At 44.6% G+C, this 26,445-nt stretch carries 22 protein-coding genes; 19 read left to right on the top strand and 3 right to left on the bottom strand.

The features are described from left to right. Positions 1-117: 117 nt before the first annotated feature. From BUA17_RS09660 to BUA17_RS09650, 3 genes are read left to right on the top strand one after another with little or no spacing between them, the layout of a single operon-like run. Positions 118-1,422 carry an SPFH domain-containing protein gene (locus BUA17_RS09660; protein WP_072733358.1) on the top strand — a complete coding sequence of 435 codons (1,305 nt, stop codon included), beginning with the start codon at positions 118-120 and terminating at the stop codon, positions 1,420-1,422. Next, positions 1,422-2,165 carry a hypothetical protein gene (locus tag BUA17_RS09655; protein ID WP_072733357.1) on the top strand — a complete coding sequence of 248 codons (744 nt, stop codon included), beginning with the start codon at positions 1,422-1,424 and terminating at the stop codon, positions 2,163-2,165. The genes BUA17_RS09660 and BUA17_RS09655 overlap by 1 nt, the downstream gene beginning before the upstream one ends. 19 nt (positions 2,166-2,184) lie before the next feature. Then, on the top strand, positions 2,185-2,571 hold the full coding sequence (locus tag BUA17_RS09650; protein ID WP_072733356.1) for a hypothetical protein: 387 nt from the start codon (positions 2,185-2,187) through the stop codon (positions 2,569-2,571). A 486-nt stretch (positions 2,572-3,057) separates the two neighbouring features. Here the strand turns inward: BUA17_RS09650 and BUA17_RS09645 are convergent, their stop codons facing one another. After that, the gene (locus BUA17_RS09645) at positions 3,058-4,596 is read right to left on the bottom strand and encodes a hypothetical protein (RefSeq protein WP_072733355.1); all 1,539 of its coding nucleotides are present in this window, start codon (positions 4,594-4,596) and stop codon (positions 3,058-3,060) included. 165 nt (positions 4,597-4,761) lie between these two features. Between BUA17_RS09645 and BUA17_RS09640 the strand changes: the two genes are divergently transcribed. From BUA17_RS09640 to BUA17_RS09625, 4 genes are all read left to right on the top strand, one after another. Continuing rightward, on the top strand, positions 4,762-5,568 hold the full coding sequence (locus tag BUA17_RS09640) for a helix-turn-helix transcriptional regulator (RefSeq protein WP_072733354.1): 807 nt from the start codon (positions 4,762-4,764) through the stop codon (positions 5,566-5,568). A gap of 127 nt (positions 5,569-5,695) precedes the next feature. Beyond that, entirely contained in the window at positions 5,696-6,649 is a 954-nt protein-coding gene (locus tag BUA17_RS09635) for an aldo/keto reductase (RefSeq protein ID WP_063563220.1), read from the top strand. A gap of 226 nt (positions 6,650-6,875) precedes the next feature. After that, positions 6,876-7,460 (top strand): cupin domain-containing protein, encoded by a 585-nt coding sequence (locus tag BUA17_RS09630; RefSeq protein ID WP_063563127.1) that lies wholly within the window; start codon positions 6,876-6,878, stop codon positions 7,458-7,460. Positions 7,461-7,630: 170 nt separating this feature from the next. After that, positions 7,631-8,302 carry a hypothetical protein gene (locus BUA17_RS09625; RefSeq protein WP_072733353.1) on the top strand — a complete coding sequence of 224 codons (672 nt, stop codon included), beginning with the start codon at positions 7,631-7,633 and terminating at the stop codon, positions 8,300-8,302. A gap of 108 nt (positions 8,303-8,410) precedes the next feature. Here the strand turns inward: BUA17_RS09625 and BUA17_RS09620 are convergent, their stop codons facing one another. Then, on the bottom strand, positions 8,411-9,298 hold the full coding sequence (locus BUA17_RS09620; RefSeq protein ID WP_072733352.1) for a LysR family transcriptional regulator: 888 nt from the start codon (positions 9,296-9,298) through the stop codon (positions 8,411-8,413). Positions 9,299-9,410: 112 nt separating this feature from the next. Here BUA17_RS09620 and zwf point away from each other — a divergent pair, with 112 nt between their 5' ends. The 8 genes from zwf to BUA17_RS09580 all read left to right on the top strand — a co-directional run bounded on the left by zwf (position 9,411) and on the right by BUA17_RS09580 (position 20,023). Then, complete coding sequence (zwf, locus tag BUA17_RS09615) at positions 9,411-10,928, top strand: glucose-6-phosphate dehydrogenase (protein WP_072733351.1); 1,518 nt, start codon at positions 9,411-9,413, stop codon at positions 10,926-10,928. A gap of 42 nt (positions 10,929-10,970) precedes the next feature. Then, positions 10,971-11,636: a fructose-6-phosphate aldolase gene (gene fsa, locus BUA17_RS09610; RefSeq protein ID WP_063563123.1), complete on the top strand. Its 666-nt coding sequence runs from the start codon at positions 10,971-10,973 to the stop codon at positions 11,634-11,636. Between the two features lie 60 nt (positions 11,637-11,696). Further along, positions 11,697-13,115, top strand: a complete 1,419-nt coding sequence (gene gndA, locus BUA17_RS09605; protein WP_064637026.1) for an NADP-dependent phosphogluconate dehydrogenase — start codon at positions 11,697-11,699, stop codon at positions 13,113-13,115. Positions 13,116-13,400: 285 nt separating this feature from the next. After that, positions 13,401-14,504, top strand: coding sequence for a metallophosphoesterase (locus BUA17_RS09600; RefSeq protein ID WP_072733350.1), 1,104 nt, complete (start codon positions 13,401-13,403; stop codon positions 14,502-14,504). A gap of 371 nt (positions 14,505-14,875) precedes the next feature. Next, a complete protein-coding gene (locus BUA17_RS09595; protein ID WP_072733349.1) occupies positions 14,876-15,718 on the top strand; it encodes a BglG family transcription antiterminator LicT in 843 nt (280 codons plus the stop codon). 144 nt (positions 15,719-15,862) lie between these two features. Next, positions 15,863-17,782, top strand: a complete 1,920-nt coding sequence (locus BUA17_RS09590; protein ID WP_072733348.1) for a beta-glucoside-specific PTS transporter subunit IIABC — start codon at positions 15,863-15,865, stop codon at positions 17,780-17,782. 59 nt (positions 17,783-17,841) lie between these two features. Then, positions 17,842-19,305 carry a glycoside hydrolase family 1 protein gene (gene ascB, locus BUA17_RS09585; protein ID WP_063563120.1) on the top strand — a complete coding sequence of 488 codons (1,464 nt, stop codon included), beginning with the start codon at positions 17,842-17,844 and terminating at the stop codon, positions 19,303-19,305. A 124-nt stretch (positions 19,306-19,429) separates the two neighbouring features. Then, positions 19,430-20,023: a 5' nucleotidase, NT5C type gene (locus BUA17_RS09580; protein WP_072733347.1), complete on the top strand. Its 594-nt coding sequence runs from the start codon at positions 19,430-19,432 to the stop codon at positions 20,021-20,023. A 32-nt stretch (positions 20,024-20,055) separates the two neighbouring features. Here BUA17_RS09580 and BUA17_RS09575 read toward each other — a convergent pair whose 3' ends face one another. After that, complete coding sequence (locus BUA17_RS09575; RefSeq protein WP_072733346.1) at positions 20,056-20,937, bottom strand: helix-turn-helix domain-containing protein; 882 nt, start codon at positions 20,935-20,937, stop codon at positions 20,056-20,058. Positions 20,938-21,074: 137 nt separating this feature from the next. Here BUA17_RS09575 and BUA17_RS09570 point away from each other — a divergent pair, with 137 nt between their 5' ends. From BUA17_RS09570 to BUA17_RS09555, 4 genes are all read left to right on the top strand, one after another. Next, a complete protein-coding gene (locus BUA17_RS09570) occupies positions 21,075-23,786 on the top strand; it encodes an alpha-L-rhamnosidase (RefSeq protein ID WP_072733345.1) in 2,712 nt (903 codons plus the stop codon). Positions 23,787-23,928: 142 nt separating this feature from the next. Further along, a complete protein-coding gene (locus tag BUA17_RS09565) occupies positions 23,929-24,456 on the top strand; it encodes a GNAT family N-acetyltransferase (protein WP_072733344.1) in 528 nt (175 codons plus the stop codon). Between the two features lie 151 nt (positions 24,457-24,607). After that, positions 24,608-25,696, top strand: a complete 1,089-nt coding sequence (locus BUA17_RS09560; protein WP_072733343.1) for an acyltransferase — start codon at positions 24,608-24,610, stop codon at positions 25,694-25,696. Between the two features lie 179 nt (positions 25,697-25,875). Further along, positions 25,876-26,436, top strand: coding sequence for a DEAD/DEAH box helicase family protein (locus BUA17_RS09555; RefSeq protein WP_063563114.1), 561 nt, complete (start codon positions 25,876-25,878; stop codon positions 26,434-26,436). The last annotated feature ends 9 nt before the right edge of the window (positions 26,437-26,445 follow it).

Genomic DNA, 26,445 nt, shown 5'->3' with positions numbered 1-26,445 from the left:
AAGATTAGCAGATAAGTAAGATATAAAATGGTTTAACTTTAGATTGTTAGAAAGCGATTGTTAGTACAATTGTTTCAATGAAATTTTAGTATTCTACTACTGGAGTGAGGAAGAGAAATGGCCATTATTGACGTAATCAAGTATGACGGTTCACCTGATGTATTTGCTTGGAAACACCCTGAGAATGAATTGGGAACATGGACCCAGTTGATTGTGAATCAATCCCAACAGGCGATCCTCTTTAAGGATGGAAGGGCGCTTGATATGTTCGGCCCAGGAAGACATACGCTAAGTACGGCGAATATCCCGATCTTAAACCGGATCGTTAACCTTCCGTTCGGAGGTAAATCACCTTTTGCAGCAGAAGTGTGGTACGTCAATCAAGTAAGCGCATTAGACGTGAAATGGGGAACAGCAAATCCAATTCAGGTACAGGACCCGAAATATAATATTATCGTTCCTGTGAGAACATTTGGACAGATGGGAATAAAAATAGCGGACTCTCGCAAATTTCTGGTCAAACTTGTGGGAACGCTGCCTGAATTTAACCAGGCTAATATGGTCAATTACTTTCGTGGGTTAATTATTATGAACATTAACTCCATGCTGTCTTCCTATCTAATACATAGAAAAGTAAGTGTACTGGAAATCAATGCTTATATCGCCGAAATATCACGACATTTTGCTGATACGATCGCAGCTGCTTTTGAAGAGTTTGGTATTGAGTTAATCAACCTGTATATCCACAATGTCAATCTGCCTGAAGAGGACCCTTCGGTCATTCGATTGAGAGAAGCGTTGGCACGCAAAGCCGAAATGGATATTATCGGGTTCACTTATCAACAAGAGCGTTCATTCGATACGCTTGAAGGTGCAGCCAAAAATGAAGGAAGCATGCAATCGGATATTATGGGTGCAGGGCTTGGTATGGGGATGGGCGTTGGACTGGGAGGATCATTTAGTAGCGAGATGTCCCAGATGTCCAAAGTGATGGCTACAACGGAAACACCTGCTGTACGCATATGCAAACATTGCAGTCATCCGAACCAGGAGCATAGTTCTTTTTGCAGCAAGTGTGGGAATTCAATTGCCGAAAAATCAGCAATGACCGGTTGTAACAACTGTGGACATGCCTTGCAAAAAGGGACCAAATTTTGTCCTAATTGTGGTGACAAATATTATGCCTGCCCATCCTGCGGGGCAGATAATGCGGAGAATGCTTTGGAATGTGTTCAGTGTCACGAACCGATGCCTAGCCCATGCCCTAAGTGCAATCATATGAATTCGGATCAAACTAAATTTTGCGGCAATTGCGGCTCCAGTCTGTCCTTGAAATGCAGTCAATGTCAACACGAAGTGAAGCCCGGTCAGAAATTCTGTCTGGATTGCGGAAACAATCTGCAAGATGGAGGGCAGGGATAGTGATAATTAAACGGAGCAACCTTTTCATTTTGGATGCCATCTATCTGATCAGCATGCTTGTAGCCTCAGTCGTTTCTTTTACAGTGTTTAATCATGCCATTGTATCGTTTTCTTTCTGGATGAATCTTGTGGCTTCTTATGTCGCGATTACGGCGATTTGGATTTATATAAGGTATGTCATGCTACATATGGATCGCTTTAAACAATTGGTTCCTGGTTACACAGCGTTAGGCATCGTGTTGGTGATGTATCTGATTTGTGTAATGATATATTCTCTGTTTACAGGTTTAGCAGATCATGGTCTACGCTGGTTCGTTTTGTTACATACGGTAACTTTAGCTATCGCCCTCATTCTGTGTGGCATCATTTTGATCTTTATTCAAAGTACACGTCGTAATGAAGCCGTTGAGCAAACGAAATTGGTCAATCTACATTTGATTGAAAACGCTTTGCAGCAGCTGCTTCACACGATGGAGCGCCATTCCGTTCTGACTGCGGAAGAAGAGAGGAAGACCGTTCAAACATTAATAGAACTTGTGAAATATAGTGACCCGATCACTCCACATTCACTTGAATATAATGACCGCCAGATTTTGATGGATATTGAAAAGATAAATAGTGAGCTTTCAGCTCATTACGAAGCAGGGGAACTGGTGAATAGCGAGCATCTTGCTTCACAACTATCCCGATTAAAGTCCCGTTTGAAAGAGCGGAATCAACAGATCGTGACAAGCAAATCATAAATTCATAGGAGGAAAAGCTGTGAAGAAATTTTTTGGAATTATATTCATTATACTTTCATCTCTGACCATCTTATTATCTATATTATTAATATCCCAGGGAACCGAAATGGCTATTATTAGTACGATTATTCTTTTTATACCTGGCGTTATCGTACTTGTTACAGGAATTAAAATGTGTAGTCGACCTAAATTCCATCCCAAGGCTGATCATTATCACTACCATTATGACAATGAAGAGGAATATGATGATGAAGGGTATTATGAAGATGAGTACCACGATCATGAATACGAGAAACCGCAAGAACCTGTATCTGTGAATTGTTCGGGGTGTGGAGCCAAGGTAAAGGTATATCCGAATTTGTCTGCGGACTGTGAGTATTGTGGAACAACGATGAGGATCTCCTAGCTAACATAATAGACACCATGACCATTTTGTTGATTCCCGATGTGATAGAAGCCGGTTATAAAGATTTGTTTTTGAAGGAATCTTGATGTTGAGAAAGTTTTTTGGATCATTTTTATGATTTATGCAATTGGCATACCCTTTGCCTTATTCAAGTTACAATAGCAATACCGTTAGTTACACCAGTCACAATACAATCCACTATACAGAGATTAATATATCCGATGAAAAAGACGCTGAAGAAAAGGTCGAGGAACCACAAAGGAAGGTTTCGGTGAGTTGTCCGGGATGTGGTGCGAAGGCGAAGGTATATCGGAAGCAATCCACGGATTGTGAATATTGTGGAACAACTGTTGAAGCTCCGTAAAATAGTTCTGAATGGACACGAAAAAGATAAAAGCCTGATTCCTATGGAGTCAGGCTTTTATCTTAAGCTCGTTTTGCGGATAAAAGTAAGAGAAAGAACCTCTTATCTCACACATCCTGAATCTAAAAATCTCTCCTGTGTTCAAACACTTCATCCAGCTCCTTGCGATTAACTTTAATAGCACTTGTCTGGTCAATTTCCGGTTGTGATTCCAATTGATCCAACAATTCAACAAGGGCGTTATAAATTTCTTCACGTTCGATTGTTTCAATAAAGTTGGCTTTGGCCTCCATTTGGTTAAACGTCTCGGTGTACTTCTCCACTAATAACATCAGTTGTTTCTGTATAAGGTCCAAATCGCTCATATTTTGACTTAATCTTCGAATTTCTTTGAGGTGTTTTTTGTAGGTTTGAGCTGCTTTTTTGGCATACCCTGCTTTGATGTGATCCCTCCCGTCCCAATCCCGAAAAGGATTGTTGAGATTTTCGGCAAGCCATTCCGGTTTGCGTGGTTTGCCAATCTCCAGATCGATTCGGGTTTGCGCTGCCTTTTTATAGTTTGCCTTAATGGATTTGGCGGCGTCTGAGGGAAGGCTGGTCAGCCTGAGTGTACTTAGTTCGGGAAGCTGCTCGGGGCCAGGGAAATCTTCTCCTTTAAATCCAAAAAGATCGTTCATGGATAAGGTCTGCAAAGAGGTCAATTGCTGAATTGACTGTATATTGCTTACGTTGCCGGGTTTTCCCCACAATCTTAATTCTGAAAGCTCAGGATAAGTATGTACAACAGGCTGCAAATCAAGCTCCGTAATATCTCGAACATACAAACCTCCAAGCCGAGATAACGCTGTAATCTGAGGTACGGTCGCTGCTACATTCAACGTCATTTGGTGGCCTTCTTCATAAGCATTCACATGCAAGTCAGGGGACACGTCTCCCATAAAGCTTAAAAACTCGATCCTGGAATGAAGAGTCAAGCTGTTCACACGGTTCATATCCAGCACAAGTTTGGTTAGATGTGTTTTGCTTAAATCCAGCGCGGTTTGTCCATGTTCATGAATATGAAGTTCATATATAAAGGGATTCTGCTCCAAAAAAGGAATAATGTCTTCCGTATATCCACGCATTTCGATATGTGTAAGACAAGGAAACTGGACTAGTGCGACGACATCCTCGGCAGAGGTTGGTCTGAAGTTGCGCAGGATACTGGTGTTTTTTCTCACCATTGCATCACCTAGTGGAATTTCACTATAGTCTTCGGCAGCTTGTTTGAAGTGTTCCCTTCGTGATTCATCGATGGCATCCCATTGATGTTGCCGATACAGACTCTCTCCGATCTGCCATGCTGCGCTATAACTTCGGGTTTCTTCCGTTATGAGTGGAGCCCGATTACCTGCAAGAACATAATGCGGTGGAACCTCAGCATTCACGAAGCTGTGATCCCAATTGCCTTTCCAAAAATAGTAATTGCAGCTCAACGGTTTCATATCCAGAAGTTCCGTTTCATCGGGCGGCTGATCTCCTGTCCAGTCCAATTGCAGGATTGCGGCAAGCTGGCGGGACCCCATACTCCCGGTTTCTTTCAGATCAGTTACCTGGCAGGCAGCATATTGTTGTAAACTTTCGACGTATACACAGTAAATGTCTCCGATCGTTGGGACCATGTTGTGCTCCTTTCGTTCTGCATAAATCAATGCTAAGCTTCTTGTAAACTAAGGATTTTGCAAAATGATGATAAAAGAATTATATCAAAGGCGTTCAATCACATCCATTTTGGATAGAGCCGTATTTGAATTCATAGAAATCTGAATATCTAAGGGAGGTTATTCATGACTACTGGTATTAGCCGAAGTAAAACACTAGGTGAATTTTTGAAATCTCGGAGGAGCCGGATTCAGCCAGAGCAAGCAGGGATCACCGGATCGTATGGACAACGCAGAACGCCGGGATTAAGACGTGAGGAAGTTGCCGTGCTTGCGGGTGTCAGTGCAACTTATTATACGTGGCTTGAGCAGGGGAGAGAGGTTAACTCGTCTAGAGAGGTTATGGAAAGTATAGCGGGTGCACTCCAGTTAAGTGAGGAAGAGAAGGGACACCTATTTCGTTTATGGGACCCCAATGCAGAGCATGAATTCCCTGCCTCCTATTCACATCTCGAAGGGGGATGGCAGAGTATCATTAGTCAACTTGCATACCCTTCATTTATTACGAATGAAAGGTCTGAAGTACTTGCATGGAATGAGGCAGCGAATGAGAAGCTTTTTGACTTTTCCTCGATGAACGTGAACGACCGTGTCATGATGCGAATGTTATTTCTAGATGCAACGCTCCGGGAACGTATGCATAATTGGGATGAATTTGCACGGCATTCGGTAGCGGTGTTTCGTACGTACTATGACAAGTACCCGGGTGAACCTGAGTTTTACCAGATAGTTCAACAATTGATCGAAGACAGCACGGATTTTCAAAATATTTGGAGCCTGCACCAGATTAAACAGAAAAAAGTCAACCGGATCTTTCTCGAGACAACAGATCGGACGGATGGTATTGCCCATGCCTATGATATCTTTTCCATGAGCAATCTTAACGAACAGTCAGGTATTCATTGTTGTGTGTACATCCCCGTTGTGGAGTGACAATAACGATCAGGGTGGTAATTCTAGTACTAGCATAAACAGACTGTGGTTGGGTCTTTGTTCGTGAAATAGAATGAATACAAGTTCAATATCTTTCTATTTATTAACGAAAAGAGGGAACCACATGATTAAGACAAGAACGTTGGGAAGCGATAAATTGCAGGTATCCGGGCTTGGGCTGGGCGTGATGATGATGCCAGACAACCAAGAATCCGTTCATACAATCCAGGGTGCACTGGATGCGGGAGTAACGATGTTCGATACAGCTGATCTGTACGGTGAATATGAAAAGCAGCGATTTGGAGGCAACGAAAAATTGCTTGGGCGCGCGCTCAAAGGGCGAAGAGCCGATGCTATTGTAGCGACCAAGTTCGGTATAACACATACCCAGGGGCCCAAGGGAGATCCGGCGTATATCAAAAAATCAGTAGATGCCAGTCTGTACAACCTGGGCATGGATTATATAGATCTCTATTATCAACATCGCCCTGATCCCAATACTCCCATTGAGGAAACGGTGGGAACACTTGCCGATCTGGTACAGCAGGGAAAGATCCGTTATATAGGTCTGTCTGAAGCGTCTGCAGTGACTATTCGTCGTGCGAATGCCGTTCACCCCATCACAGCACTCCAAACGGAGTATTCATTGTGGAGTCGTGAGCTCGAAGATGAGATATTGCCATTGCTCAGCGAGTTGAACATTGGGCTCGTACCCTATAGTCCATTAGGGCGCGGCTTCTTAACTGGTCAGATCCGATCGATAGACGATCTGCCAGAGGACGATTATCGTCGTCATTATCCACGTTTCCAGGGTGAGAATTTCGAGAAAAATCTGGAGGTGGTGCGCCTGATCCAAGAACTGGCTATGCAAAAAGAATGCACTGCTTCTCAGCTTGCACTCGCCTGGTTACTCGAAAAGGGAGAACATATCGTTCCGATTCCTGGTACTCGCAGTTTGGAGAGAGTTCATGAGAATCTTGGTGCCTTGCACGTTTCTTTCACCAATGATGAATGGGCTGAGATTGAACGGATATCTCCCAAAGGATTTGCCGCAGGGGGAAGATACCCTGGCCTTGCTTAATATAAGCCAAGCCTATAGATAAAACACTTAACGCCCCAGACCTGTTTTAACAGGAAAAGGGTGTTTTTGTGTTCTACTTACGAGTGGATGATCTTCACCTAATTGACAAATGAAGTTATACGGTCGGATAAAAATTGCATTGGAACCGTGTCCTCGGTATTATCTCCGCTAATTAGCGCATACAGTACAACAATGAGATGTACGCCTACAAGGAGGAAACAGCGGTATGACTAATCCGATTCTACAAGCCCCGAATGTTCAGTTGGCGGCCGATTCGACAGCGGTGTTGAATTATCAGCGTGATTCGCGCAATTATATTACCCAGTTATTTGGACCGCAGCTGCCTACGATCAAAAATGGTTTCTTCAATGTACACATGAGCAAAGGAATTATTGTGCAGCCACACTGGCATACAAATGTCACCGAGATGGTCGTTCTGATCAACGGGGAAATTACCACTTCTGTTTACGATCCGTTCAAGCGGGAGCGGATAAGTTATCACTTGAAGCCAGGCCAGGTTTCGATATTCCCTCAAGGATGGTTTCACTGGTTTGTGGCGGAGACCGATGATGTGCACTTGTTGACGATTTTTGATCAACCTACACCGGACATTGTGCTGGGGGCTGACTTCCTGGCTGCAACACCGCCTGAAGTAGCCCATCGTGCATACTGTATTGATGAGGAGGCGTACAGGACGGCGGTGGCATCCATCAAAAATGACGCGATTTTGGGACCGCCGATTGGATGTGTGGATTCTGTTTCCGATCAGGCGATCAAAGCTTCTAAATCATCCAAAAACTCAAAGGGATAACGTTATCTCGTTCTCCTATCAAATGACCGATTTCAGGCCCGTGACCGGAAAATTTTCCGATTACGGGCTTAAATTTTGTTCCAATTAACACATTCCGAATTCTCTGTTAAGATAGGCATAACATTGGCTTGTTACAGTAGTAGCACTCAAAGAATGTGGAGGGACGATCCATGACCATGACTGAGCAGGAAATGCTGGAAACCGCGATGAGCTATGCACCTGTATTGATGTTTGATCGAAATGAACCCTTTTACCCTGATTTTGTAGGCGTTTCCATTCTGGATCAATCAGGACCTTCACCGTCATTCCAGCGAGAAATTCATTTTCCGGTTGAGGCGGTCCAATATGTAATTGAATTTTCGATTTGGTGGGATTATGAAATAGGGCATTTGTACGAAATGGAGCATGTGTGGATATATGTGGGCCATGATGGTGAAGTCGTTGATTGTGAAGCCAGCTTCCATGGCAGAGTACTTCGGGGATTGCTGAAGGATCGAGTTAATGTGGTTGGACGCCATGTGTGTCTATACTCGCAGCCAGGCAAACATGCTTTTTCTCCGATCCCTGTGGTGTTTGAACTGTTGCCAGATTTGTATAGTGCAGCAGGCGCCAATGCGGGTTGTGACGGACTGCTCGTGAACGAGATGTTCAAAGGTTATTTCCAGACCAATGAAGAAATTGACGCCAGCGTGCGGAGTTTTCTGCAGACCAAGGCGTTTGTTCCCTCTATGGAGTTTGAGGAGTTTTTGCTTGAGCCGAGTCTATTCATGCCCTGGCAGCAACTGTTTACTATGATTCCTGAGAGAATTGAGAGCAGATTGAGAGAACTTGAATTAAGATGAGAATTGGTAGGTTGTCTACTTAGAAAAATGAATATAGCAAAAAAAGTGCTTCATCATCCTTTTGGGGTGACGAGGCACTTTTTTTGTAGACCAGTAGACCGAGGAATCTTAATCCGCCTTGAAAATCAGATCCATAAACCGGTTGGCTGCCAGTGAAATTGGCATATTACGCTTTGTCATGATGCCTACATGTGAAGGGGGCAGGGCAACATCAAGCTGAATTTCGAAGAGAGAGCCTTCTTCCAGTTCTTTGGAAATAAATTCACGGGTGACATACGATATGCCCAATCCCTTCCGTGCAAATTCGATTAACAAATCCACACTGCCGACCTCAATCTCAGGTTTGAGTGTGTAGCCATAACTGTTGAACAGCTCCGTAATTGCCATCCGAACCCGGCTGTTTCTGGAGAAAAGAATGAGTTGATGCTCCAGCAGCATTTCCAATGTCATAACTTTATCCTTCAGTTGAGCATAACGTTCGCCCGCGACAAAGCAGTCTTTGAGCTGGATACTTTCCCTGACCTCAAGCTGCGGATCAACGATGGGCATCCGCACAACACCCAAATCAATTTTGCCTTCTTTCAAAAACGTGATGACTTCAGGCGTTGTCCCATGACTTAGATGCAGCTTGATGTTAGGGTAGAGCACATGGAATTCTTCCAGATAGGAAAGCATGTAATGCTTGAACAGCGAATCACTGCCACCAATCCTTAGCTCTCCGTTGTCTAAACTCTTCAATGCAGCCATTTTCTCCTCGGCCAGCGAGATCAGAATCTGAGATTGCTCAATATAGGAATACAAACTCACACCTTCCTGTGTTAACGCAACTCCCTTGGAATTCCGGTAAAACAACGTGAGACCAAAGCTTTCTTCCAACTGTTTGATGGCGTGGCTGACACTTGGTTGAGTAATATATAGCGCTTTGGCGGCTTGGGTCAAACTTCCTGTTTTGGCAGCCCAATAAAATACCTTATATAATTCATAATTTGTTGTCATAGATATCGTCTATAGCTCCTGTGAAATATATTAATTACTTGTATGGCTATGAAACGTATTATAGTGTAACTATAGCAAAGAAACCAGAGTTACTTGGAAGGAGAATAGTGAGATGGAACCAACGAGCATTATTTTATTTGGTGCGACTGGCGATTTAGCCAAAAGAAAAATATATCCAGCCTTATATAATTTATACATTGAGCAGAAACTTCCGGAATCCTTCTCGCTGATTGGCTTAGGACGCAGAGAATGGTCTGATGAATTCTTTCAGGCACAAGTGGAAAAATCATTAAATGAATTTTCCAGACGCCCTGCTGATCCTGAAGTTGTGAAATCATTTGTGCAGGCTTTCCGTTACAGTGTATTGAATATTAGCCATAAGGAAGATTATATAGAGCTGTTAAATTTAGTGGAACAAAGAGAGGCTGAACTTGGCATTCCATCCAATCGTCTGTTCTACCTTTCGGTTGGTCCAGAATTCTTCGAACCCATTGCAGAGAACATTCAGGGTAGTGGACTTGGATCAACTGCGGGCTGGAAACGCCTTGTGATCGAGAAGCCATTTGGACATGATCTGCAATCGGCTCGTGATCTCAATCGCAAATTAAGCGAGGCGTTCACAGAAGAAGAAATTTATCGGATTGACCACTATTTGGGCAAACCGATGGTGCAGCGTCTTGAAACCTTGCATCAAAGCAATCCGATCATGAAGGCATTGTGGAACAACCGTTATATCTCGAATGTGCAGATCACCGCTAATGAGACTGTTGGCGTGGAAGAACGGGCATCCTATTATGATCATGTAGGCGCCGTGCGTGACATGTTCCAGAATCATATGCTGCAATTGCTTATGATGATGGCGATCCAGCTTCCATATAACAGCACCACGGAAAAAGTCGGTTTGAAGAAAAAACACATTATGGAATCGATTCAGCCACTGCAAAAGCAAAACGTGGGTGCAAGTGTCATTCGCGGACAGTATGCTGCAGGAAACATTCAAGGTAAATCCGTTAGCGGTTATGCAGCTGAACCCGGTGTTGCCGAGAATACGATGAATGATACGTTTATCGCTGCAAAATTGCAGATTGATGACTTCTTCTGGCGCGGAGTACCTTTCTATATCCGTACCGGTAAACGAATGAAGGAGAAATCAACTCGCATTGTCATCGAATTCAAAGAACCATCTGGACAGGCTAACGTGGTTAACGGTTCCAAACCGAACCTGCTTGTGATTGAGATGAGTCCTGACCAGAGCATGACGCTGCAGCTGAATGCCAGCGACCCGCAAAACAAAGGGGAGTTCAAACCTGTTCATATCGATCTGTCACCAGATCGTGAGGATCTGGCCGAGGCTTATGAGAACTTGATTCATGACGCATTGCATGGTGATCCAACGTTCTTTGCCCATTGGGATGAAGTAGAACTGTCTTGGGCTTGGGTACAACCTATTCTGGATGCATTCCAGGAGAATTTGCTCCCACTTCATCTGTACCCTGCGGGAAGTTATGGACCAGCAGAGTCGGATGAGATGCTCGCTGCGGAAGGGCACCACTGGTGGTTTGACCAACCTGCCGATCAGCAGGCTGAAGATGATATTGAAGTTCCTTTGGCTGTTAATGCAAATCTGTAACATAAAAAAACAATAAAACATATCCCTTGGAGGTAAATGAATATGAAATTTTTCATCGATACAGCAAACTTGGTAGACATCAAAAAAGCATACAAAATCGGCGTCCTGTCTGGTGTAACAACAAACCCGTCATTGGTAGCCAAAGAAGGCGTGAAATTCGAGGATCGTATTGAAGAAATTTTGCGTGAGGTACCTGAAGTTGAATCCGTATCTGCGGAAGTAACACCAGATGCGATCACAGCTGAAGAGATGATTGCTCAAGCAGACGAACTGATCAAAATCAATAACAACGACAAAAACATCACAATCAAGCTGCCAATGACACTTGCAGGACTGGAAGCTTGCCGATACCTGACTAAAAAAGGTGTGAAAACCAACGTAACGTTGATCTTCACAGTGAACCAGGCGCTGCTAGCTGCTCGTGCCGGTGCAACATATGTATCCCCGTTCCTGGGACGTCTTGATGACATCTCCGAAGATGGTGTGCAATTGGTTGCCAAAGTTGCTGAGCTGTTCCGTACACATAACCTGGATGCACAGATTATTGCGGCTTCTGTAAGACATCCGGACCACGTTACACGTGTAGCAATGGCAGGAGCACATATCGCTACTGTTCCATTCTCCGTCATTGAACAAATCTCCAAACACCCGCTGACAGATCAAGGCATGGAGAAATTCGCAGCAGACTGGAAAAAAACAGTTCAGTAATAACGGATTGTTGATCTCGAATTTTAACCTACTATATATAAAGAGTATTGGGAGGACATAATGAGTAAACAACAGATCGGTGTCATCGGACTTGCAGTAATGGGTAAAAACCTTGCCCTTAATATTGAAAGCAAAGGATTCTCGGTATCGGTATTTAACCGTTCCCCGGAGAAAACGAACGATCTTCTCAAAGAAGCCGAAGGTAAAAACCTGACAGGCGCATTTACGATTGAAGAGTTCGTAGCTTCCCTGGAATCTCCGCGCAAAATCCTGATCATGGTTCAAGCGGGTAAAGCAACGGACGCAACCATTGAACAACTGCTGCCACACTTGGACGAAGGCGACATCATCATTGATGGAGGTAACGCATACTTCCCTGACACCCAACGCCGCAGCAAAGATCTGGAAGCCAAAGGCTTCCGCTTCATCGGTGCAGGTGTATCCGGTGGGGAAGAAGGCGCTCTGAAAGGCCCGGCAATCATGCCAGGCGGACAAGAAAGTGCGTATGCGCTCGTTGAACCCATTCTGACAGCCATTTCCGCTAAAGTAGGCGACGATGCTTGCAGCACTTATATTGGACCAGATGGTGCCGGACACTATGTGAAAATGGTGCACAACGGTATCGAATACGGGGATATGCAGTTGATTGGTGAAGCTTACCACCTGCTCAAATCCGTATTGAATGTGTCCGTTGAAGAATTGCATGCAATTTTCTCGGAATGGAACCAAGGCGAGCTGGATAGCTACCTGATTGAAATCACAGCAGACATCTTTTCCAAATACGATCCGGAAACCGGCAAACCAATGGTTGATGTCATTCTGGATGCAGCTGGACAAAAAGGAACAGGCAAATGGACGAGCCAAAGCGCGCTGGATCTCGGCGTACCATTGTCCATGATTACGGAATCCGTATTCTCCCGTTTCCTGTCTGCAATGAAAGACGAACGCGTAGCAGCAAGCAAAATTTTGAACGGACCAGCAACTGAAGCATTCTCTGGCGACAAAAAAGCGTTCATCGAAAATGTGCGCAAAGCGCTGTTTGCAAGTAAAATCGTATCTTACGCACAAGGTTTTGCTCAAATGCGTGCAGCTTCAGACGAATATGGCTGGGATCTGAAATACGGCAACATCGCCATGATCTTCCGCGGTGGCTGTATCATCCGTTCACAGTTCCTGCAAAACATCAAAGAAGCATATGACAAGGATGCAGAATTGAAAAACCTGCTTCTGGACCCATACTTCCAAAACATTGTTGAATCCTACCAAGGTGCATGGCGTGAAGTCGTGGCAGCTGCGGTAACTCAAGGAATTCCAGTTCCTGGATTCTCAAGCGCGTTGTCTTACTATGACAGCTACCGCACTGAACGTTTGCCTGCGAACCTGTTGCAAGCACAACGTGACTACTTTGGCGCTCACACATTCAAACGTGTGGACAAAGAAGGTTCATTCCACTTCCAATGGATGGACACCAACGAGTAATATGTAATTCGAGATCATTCAGCATTCCTGTGCTCGTTCATGATGTTAGTTAGTCATGAGCGGACGCAGGAATGCTTTTTTATTCAGATGACAGGCTATGGGTCGATGTATCGCCTAATATATGATTGAAATTTAAGTATTCCAAATTGTAATAAATTGTACGCATCTGAGGAATGGAAACAGATGTCCTCACCCCTTTAACTACGTTATACTTGTGCAGATGGACTGGAATTTGGTTGGAGAAAATTCAGCAATCAACTTATTGACGTGGAGGTTAACGGAAGCATGTTCGTACTTGCAGGCATCTTGTTTTTGGTAGTGTACGGTTTATTAGTGTTTTACATAGGACGGAGCGGATGGAGCTGGATGAAGCCGGTTGTATCTGCAAGATTTCGTTGGTTTTACATCGTTGCGCTCGTATTCCTTTCAATTTCTTTCATACTGGCAAGGTTGTTTGGAAGTATTTCCTTCCTGAGTGTTATCGGTTCATACTGGCTTGCAATCTTTTCACTGCTGTTATTGATCCTGCCGGTGGTTCATATAACGTTGTGGTTACTTAGACTAACTCGCATCCCAAGACATTCTGCTCATAAATGGGCAGGTGTAGTGACCCTCGTGCTGTTGCTGTCCACGCTGGGCTATGGTATCTATAACGCCTATAGTCCAGTCGTAAGACAATACAACATTCACATTGATAAAAAAGTGGAAGGTGTCGACAGCCTCAACATTGTTATGGCTGCAGATATGCACTTTGGTCTATTGTCCGGTCCTGCTCATGCTAAGCGCATGGTGGAAGAAATTAACGCGTTGAAGCCGGATTTGGTGCTGTATCCTGGTGATATTATCGATGATAACCTGGATATGTATCTCAAGAGTGGGATTGCGGATATTATTAGCGACATTCAGGCTCCTTACGGGGTGTACGCCTCACTGGGCAATCACGACAAGTATAATGGTCCGATCGAGGATCTGATTGCTGCTTTGGAGAAGAGTAATATGCAAGTTCTGTATGATGATAAAATTACATTGGACGATAAGATTACGCTGATTGGACGGAAAGACCGGACAGAGAAGGATCGTGCAGAAGTAGCGACGTTGATGCAGGATACCGACTTGAGTAAGCCTGTGCTCATGATGGATCACCAGCCTTATGATTTGGATATTGCGGAACAGAACAACGTAGATTTGGTTGTGTCTGGTCACACCCATCGTGGTCAGATCGCACCCGCTCAGTTTATTACTAAGGCCATCTACGAGAATGATTGGGGTTATCTGCAAAAAGGGTCCATGCACTCTATCGTGACCTCTGGATTCGGCTTCTGGGGACCTCCGATTCGTACTAGCAGTCGTTCGGAGATTGTACAGATTCATGTGACGTTCCAACAATAATTAGCGATATGAGTAACAGTGAGCCCTTCGGAAGAAGGGCTCCTATTTGTGCACAAGTCAGATGAGTTACCGTGAAAAGAAAACATTCCCACGTTGAGTAGAAGACTTCTCCAGTTTGTTTCTGTATCAACATGTACATATTAAGACTGCATACCCCTCACCCGTGGAGCTGTAGGGAAATATTTCTTGAAAGCAAGATGAAGTGAAATAGCAGTAGTAGCATTTTGGGTTGACACCGTTTTCAGGTTGTGATAGATTATATCCGAGGCTTGTTACCGGTAATGCGGGCAAAACCACTATGGAAATGATTTTATTATTTCTATTTTGGTTTTGCCCTTTTTTAATCCTCAAAAAAAACAGGTGGGTCCATAATGATTATTAAACAGATATTTAATAACAATATTGTCAGTACCGTGGATGACAAAAACCAGGAACTGCTGATCCTCGGCCGGGGTATCGGATTTAAGTTCAAGGCGGGCGATGAGATTGATGAAGAACGGATTGAGAAAGTATTCCGGCTTCAGGATGCATCGATCTATGAGAAGTTCAAGTCCATCGTCACGGAAGTGCCGATTGAAATTCTGCAGGCGACAGATGATATTGTGACACTGGCACGTACGCAATTGAACAAAACCATCAGTGACGGGATTTATGTCTCACTGTCGGATCACATTCATTTTGCTGTCCAGCGTTTGGAAAAGGGAATGATTACACGAAATCCGCTCTCCTGGGAAGTACAGCATTTCTACAAGGCCGAGTTCGACGTGGCCCGGGAAGCGCTCACCTTGCTGAAGGAAAGACTGGAAGTGGAGTTTCCCAAGGATGAAATATGCAACATAGCGCTGCATTTCATCAATGCGGAAGTCAATGATTCCATGAATGATGTCACTCATTTGATGCAGCTGCTTCAAGAGATCATGAACATTATCAAATATCACTTCAATGTCGAATTGGATGAAGATAGCGTCAACTATTTCCGTTTCATTACTCATTTGAAGTATTTCTGCCAACGGGTAATTACTCACTCGTCACATGACGATGCGGAGGAGTATTTATACGAGGTTGTACGGAAAAACTATCCCGAAACCTTCAAATGTATCGGCAAGATTGAGACTTTTATCCATAAGAACTATCAGTATGATATGACGCATTCGGAACAGTTGTATCTGACCCTTCATCTGGAGCGGTTAATGAAACCGAAGCGTGACCAATGAAATATCAGCACATGAACCAGAACCTAACTAAATATCAAATGGGCTTGTTACTGTTCAATCAGGCAATACCCGAATGAATGACACGTAGAAGACGTGGCTATTTGTTCGGGTATTTTTTATTGGAAAAATGAGGAGGAAATGATCATGAAACATCAGGAAACGGCACAGGAAATCATCAAAGCCGTTGGGGGAACAAACAATATCAACTCAGTGTATCATTGCGTCACACGACTTAGATTTGATCTGAAAAATAACGATAAAGTGGATAATAATTCACTCAAGAAACTGGATAAAGTCATGGGAACAAATATCTCAGGAGATCAATTCCAGGTGATTATCGGGAATGATGTGTCCAAAGTATTTGATGCTATGGTGAAGGAACATCCGGCAATACAGCAAAGTACAGAAAATAAACAGCCTAAACCGGAAAAAAGTAAAAATGTAATTCTTAATATTTTTGAGACGATTGCGGGTGTCTTTGCACCAATGCTTCCAGCGATTACAGCTGCGGGTATGCTCAAGGGATTGCTTGCATTATTCGTATCCCTGGAGTGGATGTCAGCAGGCACTGACACGTACCGTATCCTTTCCGCCATTGGGGATGGCGTATTCTACTTCCTTCCGCTGCTAATCGCAGTTAGTGCCGCTCGTAAATTCGGCAGTAATCCGTTTGTAGCCATTGCGCTAAGTACTGCGCTGATGTATCCCGATATGGGCGCATTGCTATCCAGCGGTGAATCGGTTGCGTTTATTGGTATTCCGGTAACGGCTGTCAGCTATGCCTCATCGGTTATTCCGATTTTGCTTGCCGTATGGCTGATGTCTTATGTTGAGAAATGGGTTGACCGCGTTATTCCAGCAGCATTGAAGTTGCTGCTTGTGCCACTGATTACCTTGCTTGTTATGGTTCCGGTAACACTGATTGCGATCGGTCCATTGGGTACATTTGTAGGTAGTGGGTTGTCCGGTGGTATTAACTGGCTGCTGAATGAAGGCGGATTAATTGCAGGGATTGTTCTGGGCGGCGCGATGGCGCTCATTATTATGACAGGTATGCACTATGCGCTCGTACCGATCATCCTGAGCAATATTGCTACATTAGGCTTCGATAAATTCTTGCCACTGACGTTCATCTCCAATATGGGACAGGCCGGAGCGACGTTGGGCGTATTCTTCCGTGCAAAAGACAAAAAGCTCAAAACCGTTGCATTGTCCACCAGCTTCACAGCTCTGATGGGTGTAACCGAGCCAGCCATGTACGGCGTAAACATGAAATATAAAAAACCGTTTGCCGCTGCGATGATTGGTAGTGCAGTGGGTGGCGGATTCGCTCTTGCTTTTGGAGCCAAAGCTTATGTGCTTGCAGGTAACGGTGGTCTTCCGGGTCTGCCATCCCTGATCGGACAAACCTTCTGGTATTCCTTTGGCGGTATGATTCTTGCCTTTGTCGTGGGTGCAATTATGTCTACTGTGTTCGGGATCAAGGAAGAAGAGGGCGATGCCGAGGCATTGGCTCAATTCTCACCAGGCGCTTCTACGACACCAGCGGCAGCACCTTCCAATAATGCTGCAACTGTGAACGTGGACGATATGGGTGCTCCGACACCAACAAGTGATGCGGTAGCCATTGCACCGATGACGGGTAAAGCGATTGCACTCAAAGAAGTTAATGATCCAACGTTTGGCGATGAATTGATGGGTAAAGGTGTGGCATTTGTTCCAACGGTTGGCGAACTGGTGTCACCAGTTACAGGTACCATCATGAATGTGTTCAAAACGAAACATGCGATCGTGGTCCGCAGTGATAACGGAATGGAGCTTCTGATCCATGTGGGGATCAACACTGTGAAACTGCGCGGTCAGTATTTTGAGGCCCATGTCGCTACGGGAGCACGTGTACAGGCCGGAGATAAGTTACTCACGTTTGAACTTGATCAAATCTCCAAGGAATATGACATTACAACGGCGATGGTCGTTACGAATACAGCAGATTACAAGCAGGTTCTGCCTGTGAAATTGGGTGCAATTACAATCGGTGAAGAAGTATTGAAAGCTGAAATTTAAAGTCTAAAGACGAACTTAAGAAGAAATAGACGACATCAATAAGAAGAGGAGAGATACGCATGATCAATCGACAAGGGTTTCCAGAAGGTTTTTTGTGGGGCGGCGCAATTGCTGCCAACCAGGCTGAAGGTGGATTTGATGCAGGGGGCAAAGGTTGGTCCACAGCGGATATGGTTCCTTATTTTGAGAAAAAGGATTACACCAACCTTAGAGAACTGATGCACGTGACCAGTGCAACGGTTGAGAAAGCGATGGCTCACCACAGTGCGAAGGGATACCCGAAGCGTTACGGTATTGATTTCTATCACCGCTTCAAAGAGGACATTGCGTTATTCGCCGAGCTGGGCTTCAAGACATTCCGTCTTTCCATCAACTGGCCGCGTATTTTCCCGAACGGGTACGACGCAGAGCCGAATGAAGAAGGATTGCGTTTCTATGATGAAGTATTCGACGAATTGCGTAAACACAATATCGAACCTCTCGTGACGCTCTCTCACTATGAAATGCCGATGTCATTGGTATTGAAGTACAACGGCTGGGCAGGTCGGGAAGTTATCGGACATTTTGTAAGATACGCCGAGACCGTAATGAATCGCTACAAAGACAAGGTGAAATACTGGCTGACGTTTAATGAGATCAACACAACCATTATTGAGCCATTCACGGGTGGAGGCATCATTGAAGATCGTGTCGATAATGTGATGCAAGCTTCCTATCAAGCACTTCACCATCAGTTTGTTGCCAGCAGTCTGGTAACGCAGAAGGCGCGTCAGATTAACCCGGACTTCCAGATTGGCTGTATGCTTGCGCGCATGATTCACTACCCGGCCACGTCGAAGCCGGAGGATGTATTGCAAGCTCAGATCGATAATCAGCTGAACCTGCTGCATACTGATGTACAAGTGCGAGGAAGTTATCCAACCTTTATGGCTCGTTATTGGGCTGAACATGACATTTCCATTGCGATGGAAGCAGGAGACGAAGCGATCATGAAAGAGCATACGGTTGATTTCATCTCGTTCAGCTATTACACATCGCTGGTATCCGCAGTGAATCCGGAGGAATATGGGGTAACTGGAGGCAACCTGTACAGCACGATTAAGAACCCGAACCTGGAGCGTACAGAATGGGGCTGGCAGCTTGATCCGATCGGACTTCGTGTGGCGCTAAAAGAGCTGTATGATCGTTATCAATTGCCATTGTTTGTCGTGGAAAACGGACTTGGGGCCAAGGATACCGTAGAGGCCGATGGTTCCATTAATGATGATTATCGGATTGATTATCTGAGAAAACATATTACACAAATGAAAGAAGCAGTCATGGATGGGGTAGACCTTATGGGTTATACCAACTGGGGTGCGATTGATATCATCAGTGCGTCCACTTCGGAAATGTCCAAGCGTTATGGCGTAATCTACGTCGATCAGGACGACAACGGACAAGGCACATTGAATCGCTATAAGAAAAAGAGCTTTGGTTGGTATCAGAACGTCATCGCTACGAATGGCGAAGATTTGGGTTGATTTCGGGGGCAGTCCTTGCGCAGCAGTTATTGCGGCGCAGGGGCCGCTTTTTATTTTGAGCTCAAAAAGGATAGCGCTGTTACAACGATGATGATATACTGTGATCCTATTGGAGGGGATAAAGATGAAGAAACCTATTATTGCTGTAGATATGGATGACACCATATGTCATCTGGTCAAGCGAGCCATCTATCATAACAACATCAACTTCCCAACCCATCCGCTGCGATATGAGGATATGATACATTGGGACACATCCCATATGCGCCATCCGGAATGTACACATGATGTATTTTACGGTCGGCCAGGGCTGTTTGAGGAACTGGAGATTTACGATGAATATGTAGTAGAAGAGGTGGAAAAGCTCCATCAAGCCTATGATCTGCTAATCCTAACGGCGGCTGAGCCCAAAACGGTTGTGGAGAAGTGGAATTGGCTTCAGAAGCACATGCCATACATATCTCCAGAACAGTTTATAACCTGTAAACGGAAAAACTTGATTAACTTCGATCTATTAATTGATGATGGAGCACATAACCTGATACCCGCGCTGAATGACGGAAAAAAAGTCATCTGTATCCCTCATCCATGGAATATAAACGAACGGGAGCAGCATCAGTTTCCGTTGATGACCTCTTGGAAAGGTGCAAAGGCTTATGTAGATCGTCTGCTTGAAAGAGAACATGAAGAGATTAAGTTTGATCCTGTAAAGAAATGAACCCTGAGAAAGAACGGAAGGCAGGAACACACTTAATTCAATGGTTCTGCTCTGAAGTTCCTGCGATAGCCCTGAGGGGTTTCTCCCGTAATTCGTTTAAAGACGGCGTAAAATGAATCTACATCCCGGTAACCTACAAGTTCAGCAATTAAACTGACTTTATGTTGTGAATTCTTGAGCAATTCACAGCTTTTTTGTATGCGCAAATGTTGTAGATAAGCACCAAACGTCCGCCCGGTATGGGTCACGAACATGCGTCCAATATGTCTTTCGCTCCAACCAGAAATACTCACCAGTTCGCTTAGACGGATTCGTTCGTTCACATGTTGGTCCAGGTAATGAAGGATATGTTCCATATCAGTCGCGTTTTCCTTCTCATTGCAGGTAGCTTGATGGATCTTTCTGTAAGTCGTCACGACGAGTTGGCTAACAAGCGTATACAGGATCGTGGAAGAGCCGATCCCCGGAACGGCAGATTCGCGGTACAGTTTTACCATTAATTCTTCCATCCGTTGGCTGTAATCTGTGATGGATACATAAGGAACCCGATTCTTTTCCAGGTCTGTCAGATGGTTTCGAATCTCCTGCTCCTGAATAATAATGGACAGGGTGTGGATCAGTTCGGAATTGAACAGACAGTTATAGATAATGAGTGGATGCTCTGATACATTCGCAGTAGCTGGGCGGAATACATGAGGAACGCCGACTGGAATGACAAATAACATCCCTTTGTGTACCGGAATAATATCGTCACCAATGTGATGAAAGCCCTTTCCTTCTGCCACATAACTATACTCAACAAACTCGTGTGCGTGAAAGGGAACCATAAAATCCTCGGAACATCGGTTCACGAACAGCTTCAGATTATTCTGGAAAAAGGATTCACTCTTGAACAGCTGTATGGTTGGATTCACGGAATAGCCTCCTTAGTTGGAATGACCAGATTACCGGGTTAAACTGTCCTCATTACCGGGTATTTCCGATCACAGAATCGATATAATTATATCGTAACCTTGAATTGGAAACCACGATGGAAAGGGATGTTTCTCTGATGTTGACCGTAAGTCATCTGCGTTGTGAGTATAGAGTAAATCCGATTGGACTAGATATCACGTCACCCAGATTAAGCTGGCATTTGCAATCCGATCACAGAAATTGTGTACAGTCAGATTATCAAATTCAGTTGTCACGGACGGAAGATTTTGCTCAGATGGAGTGGGATTCCGGCAAAAAAAGCTCTGATCAGTCCATTCATGTTGAACTGGAGCACTGGGTGCCCGAAGCACGAACCCGCTACTATTATCGCATTCGTGTCTGGGAACGTGCAGGAGATGAATCAGACTGGTCGGGGACAGCGTATTTCGAGACGGGATTCATGGGTAGTGAAGATGCCTGGCAGGCGGAGTGGATCACAGTCGATCCTTCCTCTCAGCAGGATGAGTCTTGCCCACGACTGCGTACCTCGTTTGAATTGAAAAAGCCTGTAGCTTCGGCCAGAATATATGTGACTGCACTTGGATTGTACGAACTTCATCTGAATAATCAGCGAGTGGGCGAAGCGTACTTCACCCCGGGCTGGACCAGTTATAGTAAGCGGTTGCAATATCAGGTTTATGATGTTACCGATCGGCTTCAGAATGGACAGAATATACTCGGTGCTTATCTGGGAGATGGCTGGTACAAAGGACATTTGGGATGGGAGAAAAAGCAGAAGATATACGGAACGAATGCAGGTTTGCTGCTGGAACTTCATATTCATTATACCGATGGTTCAGAAGAACGTATTATTTCGGATCGAAACTGGAAGAGTTCCCCCAGCGCTATTCGCAGTTCGGACATTTATATGGGGGAAACGTATGATGCACGTATGGAATCCGAATGGCAAGATTCATCCTCAGTCCAATGGTCGCCAGTACGTGTGCTGGATTACTCGAAGGAGATTATTATTGCACAAGAGAACGTTCCCGTAACGCCAATAGAGCAAATTAAACCTATCGCTTTGCTTACAACTCCACTGGGAGAGCGTGTGCTGGATATGGGACAGAATATGGTCGGTTGGGTGAGATTCAGCATTCAGGGTGAAACGGGGCATACGGTTGAGTTGCTACATGCCGAGATATTGGATCATCAGGGTAATTTCTACACTGAAAACCTGCGTGGGGCAACGCAGTGTATCCGCTATACTCTAAAAGGCGCTGGAGTAGAGACGTACGAGCCACGTTTCACATTTCAGGGATTCCGTTTTGTGAAGTTGATTGGATTCCCGGATGAGATTCGGCTTGAGGATTTCACAGGTGTAGTTCTGCATTCCAATATGGAGCGAACCGGTGATTTTAAAAGCTCCAGTCCACTCGTGAATCAGCTTCATCACAATATATTGTGGGGGCAAAAAGGGAATTTCGTTGACGTACCGACAGATTGTCCGCAGCGTGATGAGCGGCTGGGCTGGACGGGAGACGCGCAGATGTTTATACGAACATCCTCATACCTGATGAACACGGCACCTTTTTTCACTAAATGGCTGAGGGATCTGCAGGCGGATCAGGGAGAGGATGGAGGCATTCCTTTCTACGTTCCTGATTTGAGGAGTTCGACGTCAGACGGGTGGGCGGATACGAATCATTCTTCCGCTGCCTGGGGGGATGCCGCGGTGATCTGTCCATGGACGATTTACGAGATGTACGGGGATGTCAGGCTGTTGGCTGAGCAATATGACAGCATGAAGCGCTGGATTAATTACATTCACGCTCAAGGAGAGAATCCTTACTTGTGGAATACTGGCTTTCATTTCGGGGATTGGCTCGGGCTGGATTCCAAGCCGGACAGCTATATTGGGGCTACAGATAAGGATTTTGTAGCAACTACATTCTATGCCTATTCTGTTTCTCTAACACGGAAGGCTGCTGAGGTGTTAGGGCAGGCGGAAGATGTAACTTATTATGATAATCTGCATGACAACATTGTTGCTGCATTTCAAAATGAATTTGTGACACCTGCGGGCAAACTTGCAGTTCCCACTCAGACTGCCCATGTACTTGCTTTGCATTTTGACCTATTGGATTCTGCAGCTCGGAAACGTACCATTGATCAGTTGGGAAAACTGGTTGCGGACGCTGGAAACCACTTAACCACCGGATTTGTTGGAACACCTTATCTGAATCCGGTATTGAGTGATACGGGAAATCATGATCTGGCCTATACGGTGCTCTTTCAGGAAGACTATCCATCCTGGTTATATCAAGTGACACAAGGTGCAACTACGGTTTGGGAGCATTGGGACGGAATCAGGGAGGATGGCAGTCTGTGGAGTGCAGACATGAATTCCTTCAACCATTATGCATACGGCGCCATAGGGGAGTGGTTATATCGTTATGTTGCCGGAATTAACACAGATGAGCAACAGCCCGGGTTCCGCATTGTACACATCGAGCCCAAACCAGGACCAGGACTGGAGTGGGTCGAAGCGAGTTTCGAGACCATGTACGGTTCTGTCACATCCAACTGGTATCGCCGCGATAATAACGAGATGGAGGTTCGTGTGACCATTCCTGCCAATACGACAGGCACGCTCCTTCTTCCTGGAGCAGATGTACAGACAGTTCTGGAGAACGGAAAAGCTGTGGACCAAGTAGCGGACATTCACGAAATTCAAACGCAGGGATCAGATGTACGAATTGCTCTGGGATCAGGAAGCTATCAATTCACATACAAGGTAATTAAAGCAGATCAGGAAGTGCACGCACAACAGGTGGAATCAGTATAACTGGTGTGCATTAGAGGAATAAGCAAGCAGGATCGTGAACTAATATAATAGCGAAAGCTGGACCGAGTAGAGGATCTGCACACGCAGGTTCTCTTTTTTTTACTTGGACAGAGACATTATGAGTAAGGAGGACGTATTTAGAATGAGCAAAGAGAAAGTTAGACTAGTCAAACCTTCAGCTGAATATAAAGAAACGTATGCAGCATTTTATGAAGACTGGGTTGCAAGCGGAGAATCAATGGTACCGTGGGTCATTTCGAAAGAGCCCTATCCTTTTGAAGAGATGTTAGCTTTTTTGGAACGCAGTGAACAAGGCATCGATATTCCTGAGGGCTGGGTTAGGGACAGTACATACTGGCTCGTGACGGAGAGTGATCGAATTGTTGGAGCCGTAAATATACGACATGAATTGAATGAGAAGCTGTTCCATAGCGGAGGGCATATTGGTTATGGAATTCGTCCAGGCGAGAGGCAAAACGGATACGGTGCAGAGATCCTCAAGCTTTCCTTGGAAATTACCAAAGATCTTGGGATTCCCAAAGTATTAGTCGTATGTGACGCACATAATGAGGCATCCAGAAGAGTTATTCTTCGTAACGGGGGCATCCAGGATCAAGACTATGTAGAACCTGACGGGAATATCGTTGAGCGGTTCTGGATAGGTAAATAGCTAATGTCGAATAATGCTGAATCTTGTTGTGATTTAACAAAAATAATATAGATCATGATTGTAATACCCACGTCTGCTGATTAAAATAAAGGTTAGAATCTGGATTGCGGCCGGAAACTATCATCCTATCAGGCATAAGTGAGGTTTTATTATGAATCAACCGGTTAATCGGCCCCGGCGTATTGAGTATCTGGATCTCTATCGTGCTTTTGCAATTATGGCAGTGGTCGCCATTCATGCGACTTCAACAGCAGTTGCACATTATCCCAAGCACACGTTGGATCATAACTTTTATTATTTTTGGAACAGCTTTCTGCAATTCGCCGTACCTGCATTCCTGTTTCTGTCCTCATTGGTGTTGTTCTACAATTACAGCTCCAAGATAAAGGAAAAGGGCTGGATGCCCGCTTTTTATAAAAAGCGATTATTTTATGTTTTTGTGCCTTATCTGGCCTGGTCACTCATTTATTTTATCGTCAAACAATGGCTAGCAGGGAAAGAACCTCTGGCACATATGAAGCAGTTCTCGGAGCAATTGTTAACCGGTACTGCACACACGCATTTATATTTTTTTCTGATTATTTTGCAATTTTATGTGGTGTTTCCACTACTTCTATCGTTAACACGTTATCGTTTGTTTAATCGATATTTACCTTTGTTCTTTATTGCTGCGCAGGCTGTTTTTTACGCGTTGCATTTGCAGTTTCATTTCTCACGGATGGGGAGTTTGCTGCCCAGTTACCTAATTGTTATTGGATTCGGTGCATGGATTGGGTTGAACTTCGATGCGGCTTTGAAGAAATTGTTCTCGTACCGTTATGTGCTGATTGCTGCATTGTTGAGCGGAGGAGCAGTGTTTATTTACGGTAATACTTATATAAAAACGGCTTTCGCCGCAACTCCGGCGCTAACCTATACGTTGCTATTTCTATTCCGTAATCTGTTTACTCTCTCAGCCTGCTTACTCTTACTGATCGTATGTGAACGAATAGGTGCATGGAAACAGAATGGATCTAATCGGACAACTCGCATTCTGAACTCTTTGGGTACGGTGGCGTTTGGTGTATTCTTAATACACCCATTAGTGCTCTTGTTCTGGAGAAGAGAACTCACCGTGGAACTCGCCCCACACTTCAGTCTTGGTATTATGCTGTCTTATGTTGTGGCGATTTTGCTCTCATGGATTATTGCCATGGGACTTCGTCGAATGAAGTGGGGATGGGTTCTGATCGGACGTTAACGTTGGGCAGACTGTGTTACGATGAATATAAAGTAAAACCGAAAAAGAGATTTCAAGCCCTGAACATTCAGCGGGTGACTTGAAATCTCTTTTTTATTTGTCGAAGAGGCGTTATTATGGACTAATGTCCATAAAATTCAAGTAATGGAATACATGTTGTTAATGTCAGGAGTGGTGGAATGAAGTTCATCATTATTTTTGGTCCACAGGCTGTAGGGAAAATGACGGTGGGTCAGGAATTGGAGAAGATCACCGATCTGAAATTGTTTCACAATCATATGACGATTGAATTGGTGTCCCCTTATTTCAGTTATGGTACACCTCAAGGAAAGAGACTTGTTAATCTGTTCCGTCAGGAGATTTTTGAAGAAGTGGCGAAGAGCGAGCTGCCCGGTTTGATTTTTACATTTGTGTGGGCATTCGATATGAAAGAGGATTGGGAGTACATTCGCAAAGTCAGTGCGTTGTTTGAGTCCAGAGGTGCAGAGGTATGTTATGTTGAACTGGAGGCTGATCTGGCGGAACGATTGGAGCGTAACAAGAGCCCATATCGGCTGCTGCACAAAGCAACGAAGCGTAATGTCGAATGGTCAGAGCAGGATCTGCTTTCGAGTATGGAGAAATATCGATTGAACTCCGAGCCTGGAGAAATTACGCATGAGCATTATATTCGGATTAATAACACTGACAAGAGCCCGAAAGACGTGGCACAGCTAATCCAAGAACGATTCAAACTGTAATTGAAAGTG

Source organism: Paenibacillus sp. ov031 (assembly GCF_900143165.1).
In the GTDB taxonomy this organism is placed as follows: Bacteria; Bacillota; Bacilli; order Paenibacillales; family Paenibacillaceae; genus Paenibacillus; species Paenibacillus marchantiae.
Note: the sequence above shows the minus strand (reverse complement) of the source record. Positions and strands in the feature narration are given on the sequence as shown.